Annotated in this window: 12 protein-coding genes; 8 read left to right on the top strand and 4 right to left on the bottom strand. The window is 44.0% G+C overall.

Annotated features, from left to right (window positions below; translation table 11 throughout):
* The first annotated feature begins 78 nt into the window (after positions 1-78).
* The 3 genes from MUK70_RS29530 to MUK70_RS29520 all read left to right on the top strand — a co-directional run bounded on the left by MUK70_RS29530 (position 79) and on the right by MUK70_RS29520 (position 4,202).
* On the top strand, positions 79-711 hold the full coding sequence (locus MUK70_RS29530; RefSeq protein WP_234658001.1) for an NAD(P)H-dependent oxidoreductase: 633 nt from the start codon (positions 79-81) through the stop codon (positions 709-711).
* Positions 712-770: 59 nt separating this feature from the next.
* Entirely contained in the window at positions 771-1,478 is a 708-nt protein-coding gene (locus MUK70_RS29525; RefSeq protein WP_234658055.1) for a DsbA family oxidoreductase, read from the top strand.
* 156 nt (positions 1,479-1,634) lie between these two features.
* Entirely contained in the window at positions 1,635-4,202 is a 2,568-nt protein-coding gene (locus tag MUK70_RS29520; protein WP_234658000.1) for a DUF5686 and carboxypeptidase regulatory-like domain-containing protein, read from the top strand.
* Positions 4,203-4,569: 367 nt separating this feature from the next.
* Here the strand turns inward: MUK70_RS29520 and MUK70_RS29515 are convergent, their stop codons facing one another.
* On the bottom strand, positions 4,570-6,429 hold the full coding sequence (locus MUK70_RS29515; RefSeq protein WP_234657999.1) for a M1 family metallopeptidase: 1,860 nt from the start codon (positions 6,427-6,429) through the stop codon (positions 4,570-4,572).
* Between the two features lie 270 nt (positions 6,430-6,699).
* Here MUK70_RS29515 and MUK70_RS29510 point away from each other — a divergent pair, with 270 nt between their 5' ends.
* On the top strand, positions 6,700-6,864 hold the full coding sequence (locus tag MUK70_RS29510) for a DUF1328 family protein (RefSeq protein WP_026628251.1): 165 nt from the start codon (positions 6,700-6,702) through the stop codon (positions 6,862-6,864).
* Positions 6,865-6,926: 62 nt separating this feature from the next.
* Here the strand turns inward: MUK70_RS29510 and guaA are convergent, their stop codons facing one another.
* Positions 6,927-8,456 carry a glutamine-hydrolyzing GMP synthase gene (gene guaA, locus MUK70_RS29505; protein WP_234657998.1) on the bottom strand — a complete coding sequence of 510 codons (1,530 nt, stop codon included), beginning with the start codon at positions 8,454-8,456 and terminating at the stop codon, positions 6,927-6,929.
* Positions 8,457-8,635: 179 nt separating this feature from the next.
* Here guaA and MUK70_RS29500 point away from each other — a divergent pair, with 179 nt between their 5' ends.
* Complete coding sequence (locus MUK70_RS29500) at positions 8,636-8,827, top strand: cold-shock protein (protein WP_026628253.1); 192 nt, start codon at positions 8,636-8,638, stop codon at positions 8,825-8,827.
* Between the two features lie 290 nt (positions 8,828-9,117).
* Positions 9,118-11,571 carry a TonB-dependent receptor gene (locus tag MUK70_RS29495; protein ID WP_234657997.1) on the top strand — a complete coding sequence of 818 codons (2,454 nt, stop codon included), beginning with the start codon at positions 9,118-9,120 and terminating at the stop codon, positions 11,569-11,571.
* 128 nt (positions 11,572-11,699) lie between these two features.
* Here the strand turns inward: MUK70_RS29495 and MUK70_RS29490 are convergent, their stop codons facing one another.
* Complete coding sequence (locus MUK70_RS29490; protein WP_234657995.1) at positions 11,700-12,890, bottom strand: phosphoglycerate kinase; 1,191 nt, start codon at positions 12,888-12,890, stop codon at positions 11,700-11,702.
* A gap of 267 nt (positions 12,891-13,157) precedes the next feature.
* Between MUK70_RS29490 and MUK70_RS29485 the strand changes: the two genes are divergently transcribed.
* Entirely contained in the window at positions 13,158-14,897 is a 1,740-nt protein-coding gene (locus MUK70_RS29485; protein ID WP_234657994.1) for a VRR-NUC domain-containing protein, read from the top strand.
* Here the strand turns inward: MUK70_RS29485 and MUK70_RS29480 are convergent.
* Entirely contained in the window at positions 14,865-15,665 is an 801-nt protein-coding gene (locus MUK70_RS29480; protein WP_234657993.1) for an endonuclease/exonuclease/phosphatase family protein, read from the bottom strand. The two genes, MUK70_RS29485 and MUK70_RS29480, sit on opposite strands and share 33 nt — an antisense overlap.
* 97 nt (positions 15,666-15,762) lie before the next feature.
* Between MUK70_RS29480 and MUK70_RS29475 the strand changes: the two genes are divergently transcribed.
* Positions 15,763-17,082 carry a M16 family metallopeptidase gene (locus tag MUK70_RS29475; protein WP_234603711.1) on the top strand — a complete coding sequence of 440 codons (1,320 nt, stop codon included), beginning with the start codon at positions 15,763-15,765 and terminating at the stop codon, positions 17,080-17,082.
* Positions 17,083-17,121 lie beyond the last annotated feature (39 nt).

Below are 17,121 nucleotides of genomic sequence, written 5' to 3'. Positions count from 1 at the left end.
CTATCCTTTGGTATAGTACTTACAAATGTATAGTTTATTTATTTAAGTTTGCACATCGAATTTAACAAAATATTTGAAATGAATAATCTTATAGAAGACCTAAACTGGAGATATGCTGCTAAAAGAATGAATGGACAGGCAGTTCCACAGGAGAAATTGAATACGATACTGGAAGCCATCAAGTTATCCCCTTCTTCTGCTGGCTTACAACCCTATAACATCGTTGTGATCAGTGACCAGGAAACGAAAAACAGGATTTTTAAGGAAGCCGCTCCGCAGCCGCAGATTCCGGACGCATCACATCTGCTTGTTTTTGCAGCCTGGGACAAAATTACAGCCGCGCAAATCAGCGAGTATATGAATCTGATTGCAACGACACGTGGGATTTCTGTGGAATCGTTGTCAAAATTCCAGGAGAATGTTACCAACAGCGTCCAGGCGCGTTCAGATGAAGGGAATTTCAACTGGGCGGCAAGGCAGGCTTACATTGCATTAGGACACGCGCTGGTTGCGGCGGCTACGGAACACGTGGATGCAACGCCTATGGAAGGTTTTAATAACGCCAAACTGGATGAAATTTTAGGTTTGACCGAAAAAGGATTGAAAAGTGTTGTTATCATGACATTGGGTTACCGCGACGCTGAAAATGATGGTTTGTCAAAAGCGAAAAAGGTAAGAAGATCGCACGAGGAGCTTTTTATTTCGATCTGATAAGCGCCAGCAATAAGTCCGCGGCAACAGATCATTAATTGAACTAACTGACTGATATGATGAAAGTTGAAATATGGAGTGATGTAATGTGTCCTTTTTGCTACATAGGCAAACGGAAGTTTGAAAAGGCATTGGAACAGTTTCCTCAAAAAGAAAAGATTCAGGTGGAATGGAAAAGCTTCCAGCTTAACCCGGCCATGAAAACGGAGCCAGGAAGAACCATCAACGATTATCTGGCGGAAGTGAAAGGCTGGACGCCTGAATATGCAGCCCAAATGAATGATCATGTGACTTCGATTGCAGCCGAAGTGGGTTTGGAATATAATATGGATAAGGCCGTTGTTGCGAATTCATTCGATGCGCACCGGTTTGTACAATATGCAAAAACCCAGGGAAAAGGCGACGAGGCTGAAGAGCAATTATTCAAGGCTTACTTCACTGATGGAAAAAACACGGCCGATAAGGAAACTTTGCTTGACCTGGGTTCAGCAATCGGACTTGATGTGGCTGAATTAAAGTCTGTCCTGGAAACCACCCGGTTCAGTGAGCAAGTTCGTCATGACATTTATGAAGCGCAGCAAGTGGGTGCGCGCGGCGTTCCCTTTTTTGTATTAGACCGCAAATATGCCGTTTCAGGCGCACAACAGCCGGAGACGTTTCTAGGCGCTTTGGAAAAATCATTTTCAGAATGGGAAAAGGCAAACCCCGAACCATTGATTTCTCTGGCAGACGGTGCGAATTGCACGGTTGACGGCCAATGTGACTAACCTGCTATTGGATCTAAAAAGCAGTGTGCGACGTGGTTCGTTCACTGCTTTTTTCTTTGCGTTTAATGCATTGGTACGGTTATATAGTGCGTAAGCATAACGAAACAGTAATTTCGTTGAATTTGTGCTTATTGCAACTAAATGACAGACCCCTCTATGCGCCTATTGTTACTCGTGATACTTTTTGTTGGACTACAACCCCAATTAATCGCCGGCGGAATCAAAGGACGCATTATGACCAACAAAGGCGAAGCGCTTCCCTATGCTGGAATTGCAGTTAAGGGGACCAGTAACGGAACCATGGCCAATGAAGAAGGTGCTTATGAATTCAGTTTGGCGCCGGGAAGTTATGAGATTATTTTTCAATATCTGGGGTTTAAAAGCACTTCCAAAAACGTTACGATTGGCAGCGACTTTACAGAACTGAACATTGTCCTGGAGGAGCATGCACTCAATTTACAGGAAGCGACCATCGGCAAAGGCAAGGAAGATCCTGCTTACAGTATAATGCGGCGCGCAATTGCAAAAGCGCGTTTCCATCAACTGCAATTACGCGGTTACACTGCCAAGGTTTATTCCCGGAGCACAGCATTACCTACAAAAATCCCTTATCTCGTCGAGCGCAGGCTTAAAAAAGAAGGCATTCAGGAAGGGAAAGCAATCCTCAACGAGAGCGTTGCCGAAATCAAATACAGACGACCCGCGAGTTATACACAGAAAATCGTTTCAACGCGAAACAGCCTCGATAACAGCATTCCATCTCCCAACGAGTATATTCTTGCCAGCTTATACAGTCCTGAAATTGCAGGGACGATTTCTCCGCTTTCACCGAGAGCATTTGCTTATTACAAGTTTGAATATGAAGGTTATTTTGAAGATCAGGGACAACTGGTCAACAAGATTAAGGTGATTCCCAAAGCTTATGGTGAAGGCGTTTTTAAAGGGAGCCTTTTTATTCTGGAAGATCGTTGGGCCATTCATAGTTATGATCTGCAAACGACAACCAGCGGATTGAATATTTCGGCTAAACAGATTTTCAGCCCGGTTCAGAATGTATGGATTCCGGTGAATCAGCAATTTCGAATCGATGGAAGTTACCTGGGTTTTGCTGGCGAATTCCGATATCTGGTTTCATTGACTTACGAAAAGCTTGACGTCGATCCGGGGTTGAAGGAAGACATTGTGATCGTTGACCACAAAAAAGAAAAGCCTGCGGACGGATCGAAGCGGAAAAAAGATTTGGAAAAAATGATTCAGGACCAAAAGGAATTTTCTACAAAAAACTTCCGGAAATTGACCAAGGAATACGAAAAGGAGGAGAAAAAGGAAAATAAACAGCAAGGCAGCAGCGATCGGCTGGTCAGGCAGGATTCAATTGTGATCGATTCCATGGCTAATAAGCGTGATACCACTTATTGGCAAGCACTACGGCCCATTCCGTTAACAAAGTCCGAAGTCAGCAGCTACGTCCTGCAGGATAGCATTAAGGTTGTTAAGGATTCGATCAGGGAGAAAACGCGGCCCGACTCTGTTGCATTTAAACCCTTGCATTTGGTTACGGGAAATACTTATACCATTGGCGAGCGCCAAACATTTTATTTCAAAAGTCCATTGCTTTCGATCAGTTATAACACCGTAGAAGGTAACGCGATCAACTTTTTAACTGAGTGGCAGAAACGCTGGGGCAAATCCTACCATTTCAGGGTAACTCCGCTCGTTCGATACTCGTTTGGACGTAAGCGCGTTTATGGCCAGTTGGAAACTGCGATCGGCAATAACAACTGGAGCTTGCTGCTTACCGGCGGTGAAATGGCTAGCCAGATCAATAATAACAATCCAATTCCCCCATTGCCGAACAGCATCGGCGCCCGGTTTTTCGACCGCAATTACATGAAGCTTTATCAAAAGCAGTTCGGACGGGCAGAATTTTCGTTGCGCAACATTGCTGATATCCTGAGCTTTAATGCAGCTGTTGAATACGAGCATAGGGAAGAACTTTTTAATCAGGAAACTGCGCGCCCTATTTTCTTTTGGAGCAAATACAGCTACACACCCAATCGGCCTATAAACAAGGAACTGTCAGACACCGGATTTCCCGAGCACGATGCAGTAACGCTGGATCTTACGGCAACGCTTCGTCCCTGGCGAAGATACCTGATCAGAAACGGAGAAAAACGTTATTTGAGGAGCAAGGGGCCGTCTTTTAGCGTAAATTATAAAAGGGGGGTTGGCGTGGCCGGCGATGTGGATTATTCCATGCTGCAAGGAACGGTCAGGCAGAATTTGAGCCTTGGCCCAAGGAGCAATCTGGAATATTTTGTGAATGGTGGCAGCTTTTTAAGCAGAAAACAGATGTATTTCCCTGATTACCGACATTTCATGGGCAATGAGTTTTTCTTTCAATATGCTTATCCACCGGACCAGTTCAGAATGCTGCCCTTTTATCGTTACAGTACAGATTCCTGGTTTTTCCAGGCACACGCGATCTGGACTTCGCAGCGATTTGCACTTACCCGGATAGAAGCATTACGGATCACCGGCATCTCGGAAACGCTTCAATTGCATTATCTGAGAGCACCAACAATCCACAATTATACCGAGGCGGTTTATGGAATAGACGACATTCTGCGCGTTATCCGCCTGGAAGCCGTCGCTCAGTTCCACGGCAGTCATTTTAAAGGAATGGGCTGGCGCGTGGGGACTTCTATTAAGTTTGGAAGGTAAATTAGCTGCTAAACAAAAAGCGGGATGCTCCTACGAAGCACCCCGCTTTGATCACCCCAACAATTGTTCTCTCACGATTGTCATAAGGATTGGTTTTTAAAGTAATGAACGCGAGGCAGCCAAAGCAGGCCAGAAGCGGAATCATTTTCTGTGCGTATTTTTTTTGCATAGCGATGTGATCGTTTTAGTTAAAAAATTAACATTTTCTATCCGCAAACTATGTTTAGGAAAGTTGAAAGCTGCTATGCGATGTGCTGCCGTGCCGTCTCAATGATTTTACGGCAAAATGTCAAAAGAGTTGAGATTTTAGAAACAAAAAAAGTGACTTCCCCGATTGAGAAAGCCACTTTTCAATAATGTACATTTATTACTTTACAATTTTCTCTGCCTTAAACCGCGGCAGCTCTCTGGATATAGACGGGTATGTATTATTATCCGGATTAATGTCCGCCATTCTCTGGCTTGGGTCGATAACTATTCTTTCAATGTCGGCCGGATTTCTGTCGATAGAGAATGAATATTCAGGATAAGTCCAGCCCCAGTCGCTTAAATATGTTGTTTTGGAATAAAGCGCTTCGGTTTTTTCGCCGCGCATGAGTTCGAGAGGAATGTTGAAGTTCTCCTGACTTCCGTCCTTATAGCTCACCACCACATCGAGAGGCATCGGCATTTGTCCTATCTTTTCTAAAACAACAGTTGTTTTTGCTGCATTCGCCACGACCTCTTTGATTCCATAATCAATGGTTTTGGTGGTTCCCACAAAGTCTTCGAAATACCAATCCAATTCCAGCCCCGATTCCTTTTCCATGATCCGTTTCAGGTCATTAGGGTTTGGGTGTTTAAACTTCCATTCATTAAAATAGCGTTTCATGCCGCTGTCCAGCTTTTGCTTGCCGATAATGTAACCAAGCTGGTTCAGGAAAACTGCGCCTTTGGAATAACTGGCAATGCTGTAAGCACGGTTGGAATTATAATGATCTGCATGGGTTGTCAATGGTTCTTCCAGACCTGATTTTGCGAGATTACGGTAACTGACCGTGCTTCCCCGCTGCGCATCGAGCCGTGATGGGAATAATTCAGCCATGACAATGTTCTGTGCGTAGGTTGTAAACCCTTCATCCATCCAGGCATATTTAGATTCATTTGTTCCCAAAATTTGCTGGAACCAGCTGTGAATGGATTCATGAACAGTTACACTGACTAATCCGCCCAGGTTCTGGCGGCCCGTTATTAATGTTGCCATCGCGTATTCCATCCCGCCATCACCGCCCTGGATTACTGAATATTGCTTATAAGGATAGCGCCCGAATTTTTCGTTCATGATTTTGAAACAACGCACGGCAAGGGGCTCCATTTCCTTCCAGACATTGGCTAATGTATCTGTCTGATAAAAGAAATGCATATCCAGATTGTCATCCACTTTTACCACATCGTGCTTGTAATCGCGGTCAGCGGCCCACATAAAATCATGGACTTCGGGTGCGATGAAATGCCAGGTCAGTTTATCACCGGGCTTGTGCTTCACTTGTGTTTGAGAATAACCATGACCAATTTTGTCCGGGTTTTGCAGATAGCCGGTTGCGGCAACTACATAGGAAGCATCAATCGTCAGCTTCACATCAAAATCGCCCCAAACTCCGTAAAATTCTCTTCCTATATACGGGATAGCATGCCATCCTTCATAATCGTATTCGCTCATTTTTGGATACCATTGCGCCATCGAGTAGTCGATCCCCTCGGAGTTGTCGCGGCCGGTACGACGGATCTGGATGGGGACTTGGGCTTCAAATTCCATTTCAAATGTATGCTGTGTTTTGGGAAGGATCTTTTCCGTTAATGTTACTTCCAGAATCGTCCCTACCACTTCGTATTTAACTGCCTTGCCATTATGCTTTAAAGAGAGCACTTTTTCATAGCCTATTTCTGAGGGGGCTAATTTTGAAATGCGGTCCTTTACGCGCGGGTCCGGGTCGCTGATCGTTCTGGAGCGAACGTCCATTTGGCTGCCTGGCTGAAATGCGTTGAGATATAAATGATAAAACACTTTGTGGAGCGTGTCCGGGGAATTATTACTGTATGTCAGCTTTTGTTTTCCTTTGTATTGATGCTTCGTGGCGTCGAAATCAACCTCCATCTGATACTTCACGCGCTGCTGCCAACGATCACTTTGTGCTGAAACCTGCAAACTGAAAGCAGTAATTAACAACACGACAAAATTCAACTTCATTCGTACTATTTTAGGTTTGTTAATTTGCAAGATAAGTATTTTCGTTTGGTTATGTCAGGATTGAAAACGTGCGGGAAGGCGTAATATTCGGATATTACATAGGAAAAAGTCGAAAAATGGGCATGATTCTCCCCAGAAAATCAGTGATAATTCTTCTTTTTTGATTTAAATTCTTATAAAAACCGAGGTTTTAAGGCGCATCGGCTTTTGGCACATAATTGGTAAAATAGTTTTCATATTTCATTAAGAAACTTAAACCATTTGTCAATTATGTTAAGATGGACCGTAATATTTCTGATAGTGGCTATTATAGCCGGAGTGCTTGGTTTTGGCGGAATCGCTGCCGGAGCAGCTGGAATTGCTAAAATTCTATTCTTCGTATTCCTGGTATTATTCGTGTTAAGCTTAATCAGCCGTGGAGTCGGGCGATCCTGACGCTAACGGAGCGATATTAAAAAAGCGGACAATTTGCATTGTCCGCTTTTTTTCGTTTTCTGCTATTCCCATTCAATGGTTGCCGGCGGTTTCGACGAAATGTCGTAAACAACGCGGTTCACACCTTTGACGCGGTTAATGATATCATTGGAAACCTCTGCCAGGAAGTCATAGGGTAAATGTGCCCAGTCGGCCGTCATTCCGTCCACAGAAGTTACGGCGCGAAGTGCGACTACGCTTTCATACGTCCGCTCATCGCCCATTACACCCACACTCTGCACAGGCAAAAGCATTGCTCCTGCTTGCCAAACATCTTTATATAGATTCCATTTCCGAAGTCCTCCGATGAATATCGAATCCACTTCTTGTAAAATTGCCACTTTCTCAGGCGTGATTTCTCCCAAAATACGGATAGCAAGTCCGGGACCCGGGAAAGGATGACGTCCCAGTATTTTTTCGTCAATGCCAAGCGTCCGGCCCACCGCCCTTACTTCGTCCTTAAACAGTGTATTGAGCGGCTCAACGATTTTGAGCTTCATAAAATCAGGCAAACCACCCACATTATGGTGCGATTTGATCGTTGCAGAAGGCCCGTTGATAGAAACTGACTCAATCACGTCCGGATAAATCGTTCCCTGACCCAGCCATTTCACCTCTTCAATCAAATGTGCTTCCTGATCGAAAATGTCAATAAAGGATCTTCCAATCGCTTTACGTTTCGCTTCCGGTTCTGACAATCCGTTCAGAGATTGGTAAAAATGTGATTTGGAATCAACACCTTTGATATTCAGACCCATATCCTGGTATGAATGAAGCACTTCTGCAAATTCATCCTTACGCAAAAGACCATTATCAACAAATATGCAATACAAGTTCGAGCCAATTGCCTGGTGAACCAGCGTTGCCGCAACCGTGGAATCCACACCGCCCGAAAGCGCCATGACAACCTTATCATCTCCCAGTTTCTTGCGAAGATTGCTGACAGTCTGTTCAACAAAAGATTCGGCCGTCCAATCCTGCTTACAACCACAAATTTTGGCTACAAAATTATACATCAGTTTTTTACCCTCGGTTGTATGCGTAACCTCCGGGTGGAATTGAATGCCGTATGTAAGTTCATTTTCAATTTTAAATGCAGCCACTTTCACTGATTCAGTAGAAGCAATGACGTGGAAGTCGTTCGGAGCACGAACGATGGTGTCGCCGTGTGACATCCAAACCTGTGAAGATTCCGACAAACCTGCAAGCAAAGAAGAATCCGTGTCATCGATAACCAGACGAGCGCGGCCATATTCGCGATGCTGTGAAGGTTTTACGTCGCCGCCCAGTTCCTGAGCCATCAGCTGCGCACCATAGCAAACGCCTAACACGGGCACTATTTTACGAAACTGATCCAAATCTATACGCGGTGCATCTGCGTCCCGGACAGAACAGGGACTTCCGGAGAGAATTACACCTTTGATATTGGGAGTGAGATCGGGGAAATTACTGTAAGGATGGATTTCACAATAAACATTAAGCTCACGAACGCGACGTGCTATTAATTGCGTGTATTGCGAACCAAAATCTAAAATCAGAATTTGTTCAGTCATATAAATGCTATCTAAAACGCAAATGTAGGGGAATTGACCCAAATCAAAAAACCGGATTCAATCATTCCGCAAGCGACTGAAAACCCTACGACTGTCCGGATTTTAATTTTTTCAATGTTTGTTTGTACAAACGCTGCCTTATCCTTACCTTTGACGTAAATTTTCAATATATAATTAATATGAATCAAGGAACAGTAAAATTCTTTAATGACTCAAAAGGTTACGGGTTTATTAAAGACACAGAAACAGGACAGGATTATTTTGTACACATCTCCGGTCTTGTTGACGAAGTTCGCGAAAATGACGACGTTACTTTTGATCTTCAGGAAGGACGTAAAGGGCTTAACGCGATCAATGTTAAGCTTGCCTGATAGGAACTTAATATAAAATGCAAAAGCCGCTTCTCACGAAGCGGCTTTTTTTGTGCCACTTGTCATTCGCAACGGCATTTTGCCACTTAAACTTTTTTTCTCGCCTGATGCAACTTTCTTTCTTCCCTTTGTATCTATCAATCGCAAGTCAGGCACACACATCCGCTTATATAACATAAAAACCACTTATGTAATCTAAGGTTCTATGTTATACAAAGTACTTACTTTTACAATGTACCGGAAAGGAAGTTAATACACCTAAGCCGGACATTGAACATAATCTATTAGCCATGAAATTTTTAATTAACCTAACTGTAGCATTGCTACTGGCTGGAACTTTTGTGCAGGCACAAACCGCTTCCAGCCCCACTGGCAAAGGAAAAGTCTTCGGAGCGATCCTCGACGAAAAGTCTCAGCCATTCCCGTTTGTCAATGTTTTGTTATTGAAGGCAAGCGATTCCACTCTGGTAAAAGGACTTGCTGCCGATGATGGTGGTAAATTTGTATTCGATCAAATCCCAGTCGGCAAATTTCTTACGCTGGTTTCAATGGTCGGTTACCAAAAGAGTTACAGTGCACCATTTGCAGTGAATGACAACGATGTTGCACTTCCCACGATTTCTCTAAAAACCGACACGCAAGCCTTGAACGAAGTGACGGTTGTTGCAAAAAAACCTTTCATTGAGCAACAAATAGACCGCACGGTTGTGAATGTGGAAAACAGCATTGTTTCCGCTGGCGCCACAGCACTCGAAGTCCTGGAACGCGCTCCGGGCGTAACAGTCGACCAACAAAACGAGCAACTTAAATTACGTGGAAAAGAAGGCGTAATCGTTCAGATTGATGGAAAACAGACTTTTTTATCCCAACAAGAGCTCATCACGCTTCTCCGCAATACGCCCAGCGACAACATCGAAAAAATCGAGCTGATCACCAATCCTTCCGCCAAATACGACGCGGCAGGAAACTCCGGGATCATCAACATTAAGATGAAACGCAACAAGAATTATGGCACGAACGGAAACATTAATCTCGGTGCCGCTTATGCACGCTACGGACGTTCCAGTGCAACCGCAACCGTAAATCACCGCGCCGGGAAATTGAGCTCGTTCATCAGCGGAGGCGCTTTTTTCAATAAAGGATTTAACAACAATGACATTTACAGAAAGATCCCGTTCGAAGATAAAGTGACCATTTTCGACCAGAAAACCGAGCGGATCAACAAATCTCAATATTACAATGTCCGTGCGGGTGTCGACTATTTTGTTACGGATAAAACAACGGTTGGCGTGCTCGTTTCAGGGTTTTATAACAACTGGAGCAACCCGTTTGGACAAACAAATACCAGAATCCTGAACGAAGATCTAAGCCTGCAACGCACATTCAGAACGGACGTGTTCAATGGTGGAAAGATGAACAATGTGAGCGCAAATGCGAATTTGAAACATCAGTTCAATGATAAAGGCAAAGAACTGACATTCGATGTGGATTATGTGAATTACAGCGGCAGCAAAAAAAGCAACCTGGATACGCGTTATTTCAATCCACAAGGTCAGGAGGAAAACAATCGCGAAACGGTTAGAAACAACATGCCTTCCGACATTAACATTGGCGTTGCCAAACTCGATTATGCGCAGCCATTGGGCAAAGGAAAGTTTGAAACTGGCTTGAAAACCAGCTTCGTTGCTTCGGATAACGACATGGTTTTTGAAACAAAAACAGATGACTGGGTGCTCGATCCTACGCGTTCTAACCGCTTCAAATACACTGAAAACGTGAATGCAGCCTATGTAAATTACAACGGAAGCATTACGAAAAACCTGAAATATCAGCTTGGCTTACGCGGTGAGCACACGCATTCAATCGGAAACTCGGTGACATTGAATCAGAAACGTGATCGTAATTATGTCAATCTGTTCCCTAGCGTTTTCTTGTCGCAAAACCTTGATACGAACAATGTGCTGAACCTTTCTTACAGCCGCCGTATTGATCGTCCTAATTACCAATCGCTTAACCCATTTGAATTTTATCTTGACCCTTACACTTTCCAACGCGGTAATCCGAATCTGAAACCGCAATACACCAATTCATTCCAGTTAGTCCACGTTTATAAAAGCAAAATCAATACAACCCTTGCTTACAGCCGCATCAAGGATATGATCGCGGACGAGCTTCCGCAACAGATTGCTTCTGAGAACAAAACGTTCGTAACCTCGGATAACCTGGATAATCAGGATAATGTGAGCTTAACTGTTTCGTTCCCGGTCACTTTCACCAAATGGTGGACTTTGCAGGCCAACTTTACCGGGGTTTACAACGCATACAACTCGATTTACCTGGATCAGCAACTGGAAATCAAGCAGGCTTCCTGGAACATGTATGCGAGCAATCAATTCACAATTGGAAAAGGATGGTCGGCTGAGCTTTCGGGATGGTACAATAGCCGGGCGTTTTACGGATTGTATGCAGCGAAGCCGATGGGCATGTTGAATGCTGGTTTGCAAAAGAACATTTGGAATAAAAAAGGAACAATTCGTCTCAATGTAAACGACATTTTCTGGACCAACCGGTTCAACGGAACTGCGATTTACAAAGACATCGATTTCAAAGTGAAGTCGGAATGGCCAAGTCGCCAGTTCAGACTCACATTTACTTACAATTTTGGTAATCAAAATGTAAAAGGCGCTCGCCAGCGCAACACGGGTTCTGATGATCTTCAGAAACGTGCAAACAGCGGAGGATAATCAGGAATTCCGGTCAACTCTGACCCGTGTTCATAAATTAGTTAGGTTTGTTATGCAGAAAAACCATCCCGCGCTGTGCGAGATGGTTTTCTTATTTTTTAACCAAACTTTATTTATTAACCCGAAGCCTAGGCTTCAAGTGCAGCAACGCCTGGAAGCACTTTGCCTTCCATATATTCGAGCAATGCACCACCGCCCGTGGACACATAACTTACACGGTCGCCATAACCTGCATTGTTGATCGCAGAAGCCGAGTCACCACCACCGATCAGTGAGAATGCATCGTTTTCTTCTGTAACGGCAACCACTGATTCAGCGATCGCATTCGTTCCCTGTGCAAAATTCGGGAATTCAAAAACACCCATCGGGCCATTCCAAAGAACTGTTTTAGAATTTTTGATGATTTCAGAGAAGATCTTGATGGTTTCCGGACCAATGTCCAGCCCCTGCCAATCATCCGGAATCTGGCCTGCTGGAACAATCTTACGTTCTGCATCATTGCTGAATTTATCGGCAATCACAGTGTCAACCGGAAGGATCAGGTTAACACCTTTTTCTTTTGCTTTTTTAACCAATTCAAGCGTAAGATCTTGCTTATCAGCCTCTAATAAAGACTGCCCAATGCTTCCGCCCTGTGCTTTTGAAAATGTATAAGACATCCCGCCGCCGATGATCAGGTTATCCACCGTATCAATCAGTCGCTCGATGATCAATATTTTGTCTGAAATTTTGGCACCGCCCATGATCGCTGTGAAAGGTCTTTCGGAATGCTCCAAAAGTCTTTCTGCATTATCAAGTTCAGCCTGCATGACATAACCACAAACTTTGTCTTTGAAAAACTTGCCGATCACAGCTGTTGAAGCGTGTGCGCGGTGCGCAGTTCCAAAAGCGTCCATTACCCACACATCTCCCAGCTTCGAAAGCTTTTCTGCAAAACCTTCATCTCCTTTTTCTTCTTCTTTATAAAAACGAAGATTTTCCAACAGCAAAACTTCACCCGCATTCAAAGAGCCCGCAAGTTCCGTGGCGCTTTGCCCGATGCTATCGTCAGCAAACTTTACAGTCCGGCCGAGAATGAGCGACAAAGGGTTAACAAGGTGTTTAAGAGAATATTTTTCAGTTGGTCCGTCCTTAGGGCGTCCCAGGTGTGACATCAGAATGACAGATCCTCCATCATTAAGAATTTTACTGATAGTAGGGATTGTTGCTTTGATCCGGGTGTCGTCCGTGATCTCAAATTTGTCATTAAGCGGAACATTAAAGTCCACGCGGACTAAGGCTTTTTTGCCTGAAAAATCGTACGAATCTAATGTTGTCATGGGCATGTAAAATTGTTTTCCATAGGCAGCAAATGTAATCCAATTTCTTTATAATATACTATGATATCAAGAATTTACGGCATTTGCAATAGGTATAATGCAATTTATACTATCAATTTTTCTAAAAAAATGAGAATTAACAAAATTTTAATCCTTTCCATAAAAGTTGCCCGCAGGCGCAAAAAGTAGGCGCAATTTGTTACGTAAAAGGCATTATTTTGGTAACTTTAATTTTAGATCAAGTCATTACAATCCGTTTTTATCGAAGTGCTTCCGAATCCTTACGTGCAGAATATCGAGTTTCCGACGGATCTTCCACCTAAATACTATCACGAATATTTCAGTTACGTCCTGGAATTTGTCAGGAAGCGCTATGCCCATGTTTTGAATGAAACGGAGCTGCGTTTTCTGAACGATTACGACTCGCTGTCAGAAGATGCGCAATGTCTTTTCATCCGATTCAGCAACCGCAGCAAATCATTTTTCAGGGTCAATAGCCTCTCCTATTCCGAAATAGATGACCTTCCGGCCGTGCTGAACGAACTGTTGGAAAAAGACTTCATTGAGTCGCTTTGTGATGCGCATGAAGTTCGTTTTTCGGAGATTATGGAGCTCTTCACCAAGCCGGAGCATTTGCTGTTCACAAAGATCCTGGGGCCGGACATTATGCCGTCCAAAAGCATCAAAAAGCCCGATCTTGTGCGCTGGCTTATGCACGAATACGATTTCAAAACATTGTGCGAGATCATTACGGCGCACGAGCCGGTTGTAAAAGTCTCCTATGAAGCCGAAGTGATGGTAATGAAATTTCTGTTTTTCGGGAACAGAAATGCGGACATGACCGAATTTGTGATCCGTGATTTGGGACACGTTCGTTTCAATTCCTTCGATGAGCAACATTTAGCCATTCAATTCGAGACCCGGAAAGACGTGGACGATACCTTAATGGTGTCGCTCATGAAAGAAACTTTTGACGATCTGAAAACGGCATTGCCTCCCGAAGACATTTTCGACTGGTTCATGAACTGGCACGTGGGCAGCGGAACTGGACTGAGCCCGAAGGCCATTCCATCATTCAATACGTTCATTCTCAGGGTTAGCGCGTGGTTGGAACGCAAGAAAATGCTTTCTCAGGCGCTTAGCATTTATCAGCTTACCAATGATGCGCCAGCCCGGGAACGGCGTGTGCGGCTGCTTTACAATCTGGGTGAAATCGATGAAGCTTTGGCATTGTGTGAAGAAATTGCTGAAAATCCGCAAAATGCTGATGAGCGTTATTTCAGCATGGATTTTTATGAAAGGATCAAAAACAAAAAGAGCCGGATCATTAAGCGCACTACCCAAGCATTGAAAGCCGCCGAAGCGATTGAAGTGCCCATTACGTATCGCTACCAGGTGGAATTAGGCGCCATACATTATTACAGGGAACGTGGTTACCAGGCATTTTTCAGCGAAAATGAGCCCTGGCGCACATTGTTCGGGCTGCTTTTCTGGGATGCGATTTACGATACCAATGTGCAAACCATTCACAATCCCTTGCAACGCGTCCCCACCGATTTTTTCCTTCCCGATTTTTATTACAAAAGGGCTGATCAGCTCAAAGAAAGGCTGAAAGCGGCGCACTCCAGGGAGATTATCGAAGAGCTGGTTACGCAGACATACATGGAAAAATATGGCATTACTAATGTCCTCGTGCCCTGGTATGAAGGCGCTTTGGAAAAAGTGCTCGTCTTAATTTCGCTGCTAAGCCCGGAGCAGATCCATTTGGTGATGATGGAAATTGCTCTAAACCTGCGGGAAAACACGCGAGGCTTTCCCGACTTACTGGTTTGGAATGAAACGGAATATGCATTTATCGAAATTAAATCCCCAACGGATCACCTGTCGTCCAGGCAGTTACATTGGCAACATTTCTTCAAAGAACATCATGTTCAAAGCCGCATTGTGCGTGTAAAGTGGCTGAAAGACGAAGTGTCAATCGATCTCGAAACTGGCGACAACGGGTAAATGATCAGACGCATATTTTTCGTCAATGACCTGTGTATCAGATGCTTTCAGCTTGCTTCCTTGCTTAAACATGATAAAGTCGATTGCCTTGTTAGGCATTTCTACGGGAATGGTTGGTTTGCAATCTGAGCACGTTCTGGTAAAATATTTATCAAAATAAGCGATTACCAGGCTTTCGGGAACTGCATTGAAATCGCCTGCGAGGATCATGGGAAGTTCTGTTTTTCCTAACTTTTCCATGATCGTTTCCGCTTGTAAAAGCCGGTTTGGCTCTTTTAAGCCCAAATGTGTGCTGGCGAAAATGACCTTTTGCTTGTTGGGTAATGTAACGGTTATCGCAGCAACCGTCCGGTTTTCTTCGGGCTTGTCCGCATGGATTGGCAATGCATATCTTACAGAATCTTCAATCGGGAATTTACTCAAAACAGCAACGCCATAATCACCGCCCTGGTGGTCGATGGCTTTGGAAAAATAGAATTTCATTCCGGTTAATGCCGCCAATTGCTGCGCCTGATTTTTGCCTTTCCCTGAACGCTCAGTATTCACATCAACTTCTTGCAATGCCACAAAATCGGGTTTTTCAGCATTAATAACCTTTGCAATGGCTTCCACATCAATTTTGTCTCCGGCGGACGGCGGGTTGCAATGGTGAATGTTGTAAGTCATCACCTTGAAACGAAATTTTTTCGCGGGCTTGTCCGACGCATTAACATTCTCAAAAACGCAGACACAAACCAGGATAAGCAGACTAAAAAGGCTATTTTTCATAAAGAATTAAAGGATTAGGATATGGAAGCCTTAAAAGTAGTGGATAGATTTAAATCCAATCGCTATCATTACGCATCAATTAACGAAGCTTAATCAAATGATAAAGAAACTTCTGCTGACCGCAGCGCTGACGGCTGGTTTCGGCATGTCTTTTGCGCAAACCAAGCCGGAAGATGTGAAAACTTTCACATTGGCCAACGGGATGAAATTCCTGGTGCTCGAAGACAAATCCATTCCCAATGCCAACATGTATTTGTTCTGGAAAGTAGGCTCCCGAAATGAAGTGCACGGCATCACCGGCCTTTCTCACTTTTTCGAACACATGATGTTCAACGGTTCCAAAAATTTCGGCCCGAAAGAATTTGACCGTTTTATGGAAGCCAATGGCGGCTCAAATAATGCCTATACATCGGAAAATGTAACGGTTTACACCGACTGGTTTCAAAAAGATGCATTAGAACCCATCTTCAAACTCGAATCAGACCGCATTGCCAGCTTATCCATCGATCCCAAAATGGTGGAAAGCGAACGTGGCGTGGTGCTTTCGGAGCGGAGCACGGGTCTGGAAAACAGCAATTACCGGCTTCTTGGCGAGCTTGTACAATCTGTTGCATTCCAGGAGCATCCTTATATGTTTCCGGTGATCGGCTTTGAGTCGGACATTAAAAGCTGGACGCAGGAAGATCTCGAAAACTATTTTAAAACGTACTATTCGCCCAATAATGCGACCGTTGTTGTGGTTGGCGATGTAACATTGGAGCAGGTCAAAAAAATGGCTGACCAATATATGGCGCCCATTCCGGCGAGAGGTTTACCACCCAAAATCAGAACCGTGGAACCGCCTCAAAATGGTGAAAGACGCGTTACGACTTACAAGGACATCGCGACGCCAAACATTCTGATGGCTTACCACGTGCCCGAAACGAAACATGAAGATTTCTATGCACTGGATTTGTTTAGCAGCTTGCTTACTTCCGGCAATTCTTCAAGACTTACCAAGTCACTGGTGATGGATTCCACATTAGCAACCAATGTTTCCAGTTTCACGGACCAAAGTTTCGATCCAAGCCTTTTCATCATCTATGCCATAGCGGGGAACAATGTTTCGGCGCAGGATTTGGAAAAAGCAATTGATAATCAGATTGATATGATTATCAAAAACGGCGTGAAAGATGAAGAGTTGCAAAAAGTAAAAAATCAGAAGCTCATGGAATTCTATCACACATTGGAAACCATTAATGGTAAAGCCAACAGCCTGGGCAGTTATGATGTGTTTTTTGGGGATTACAAAAAGATGTTCGAAGCGCCGGATTTGTATAAAAAAGTGACTGTGGAAGACATTAAGCGCGTTGCCGCAAAATATTTTACGGATCGCAACCGGACAGTGGGTTATCTCCTACCAGAAAAGTCCAAATAACATCCTCTTCACACCGATAATCATTCATAAAATTTGAAA

Source organism: Dyadobacter chenwenxiniae (assembly GCF_022869785.1).
Classification (GTDB): domain Bacteria; phylum Bacteroidota; class Bacteroidia; order Cytophagales; family Spirosomataceae; genus Dyadobacter; species Dyadobacter chenwenxiniae.
This window is presented reverse-complemented; position numbering and strand designations above follow the sequence as displayed.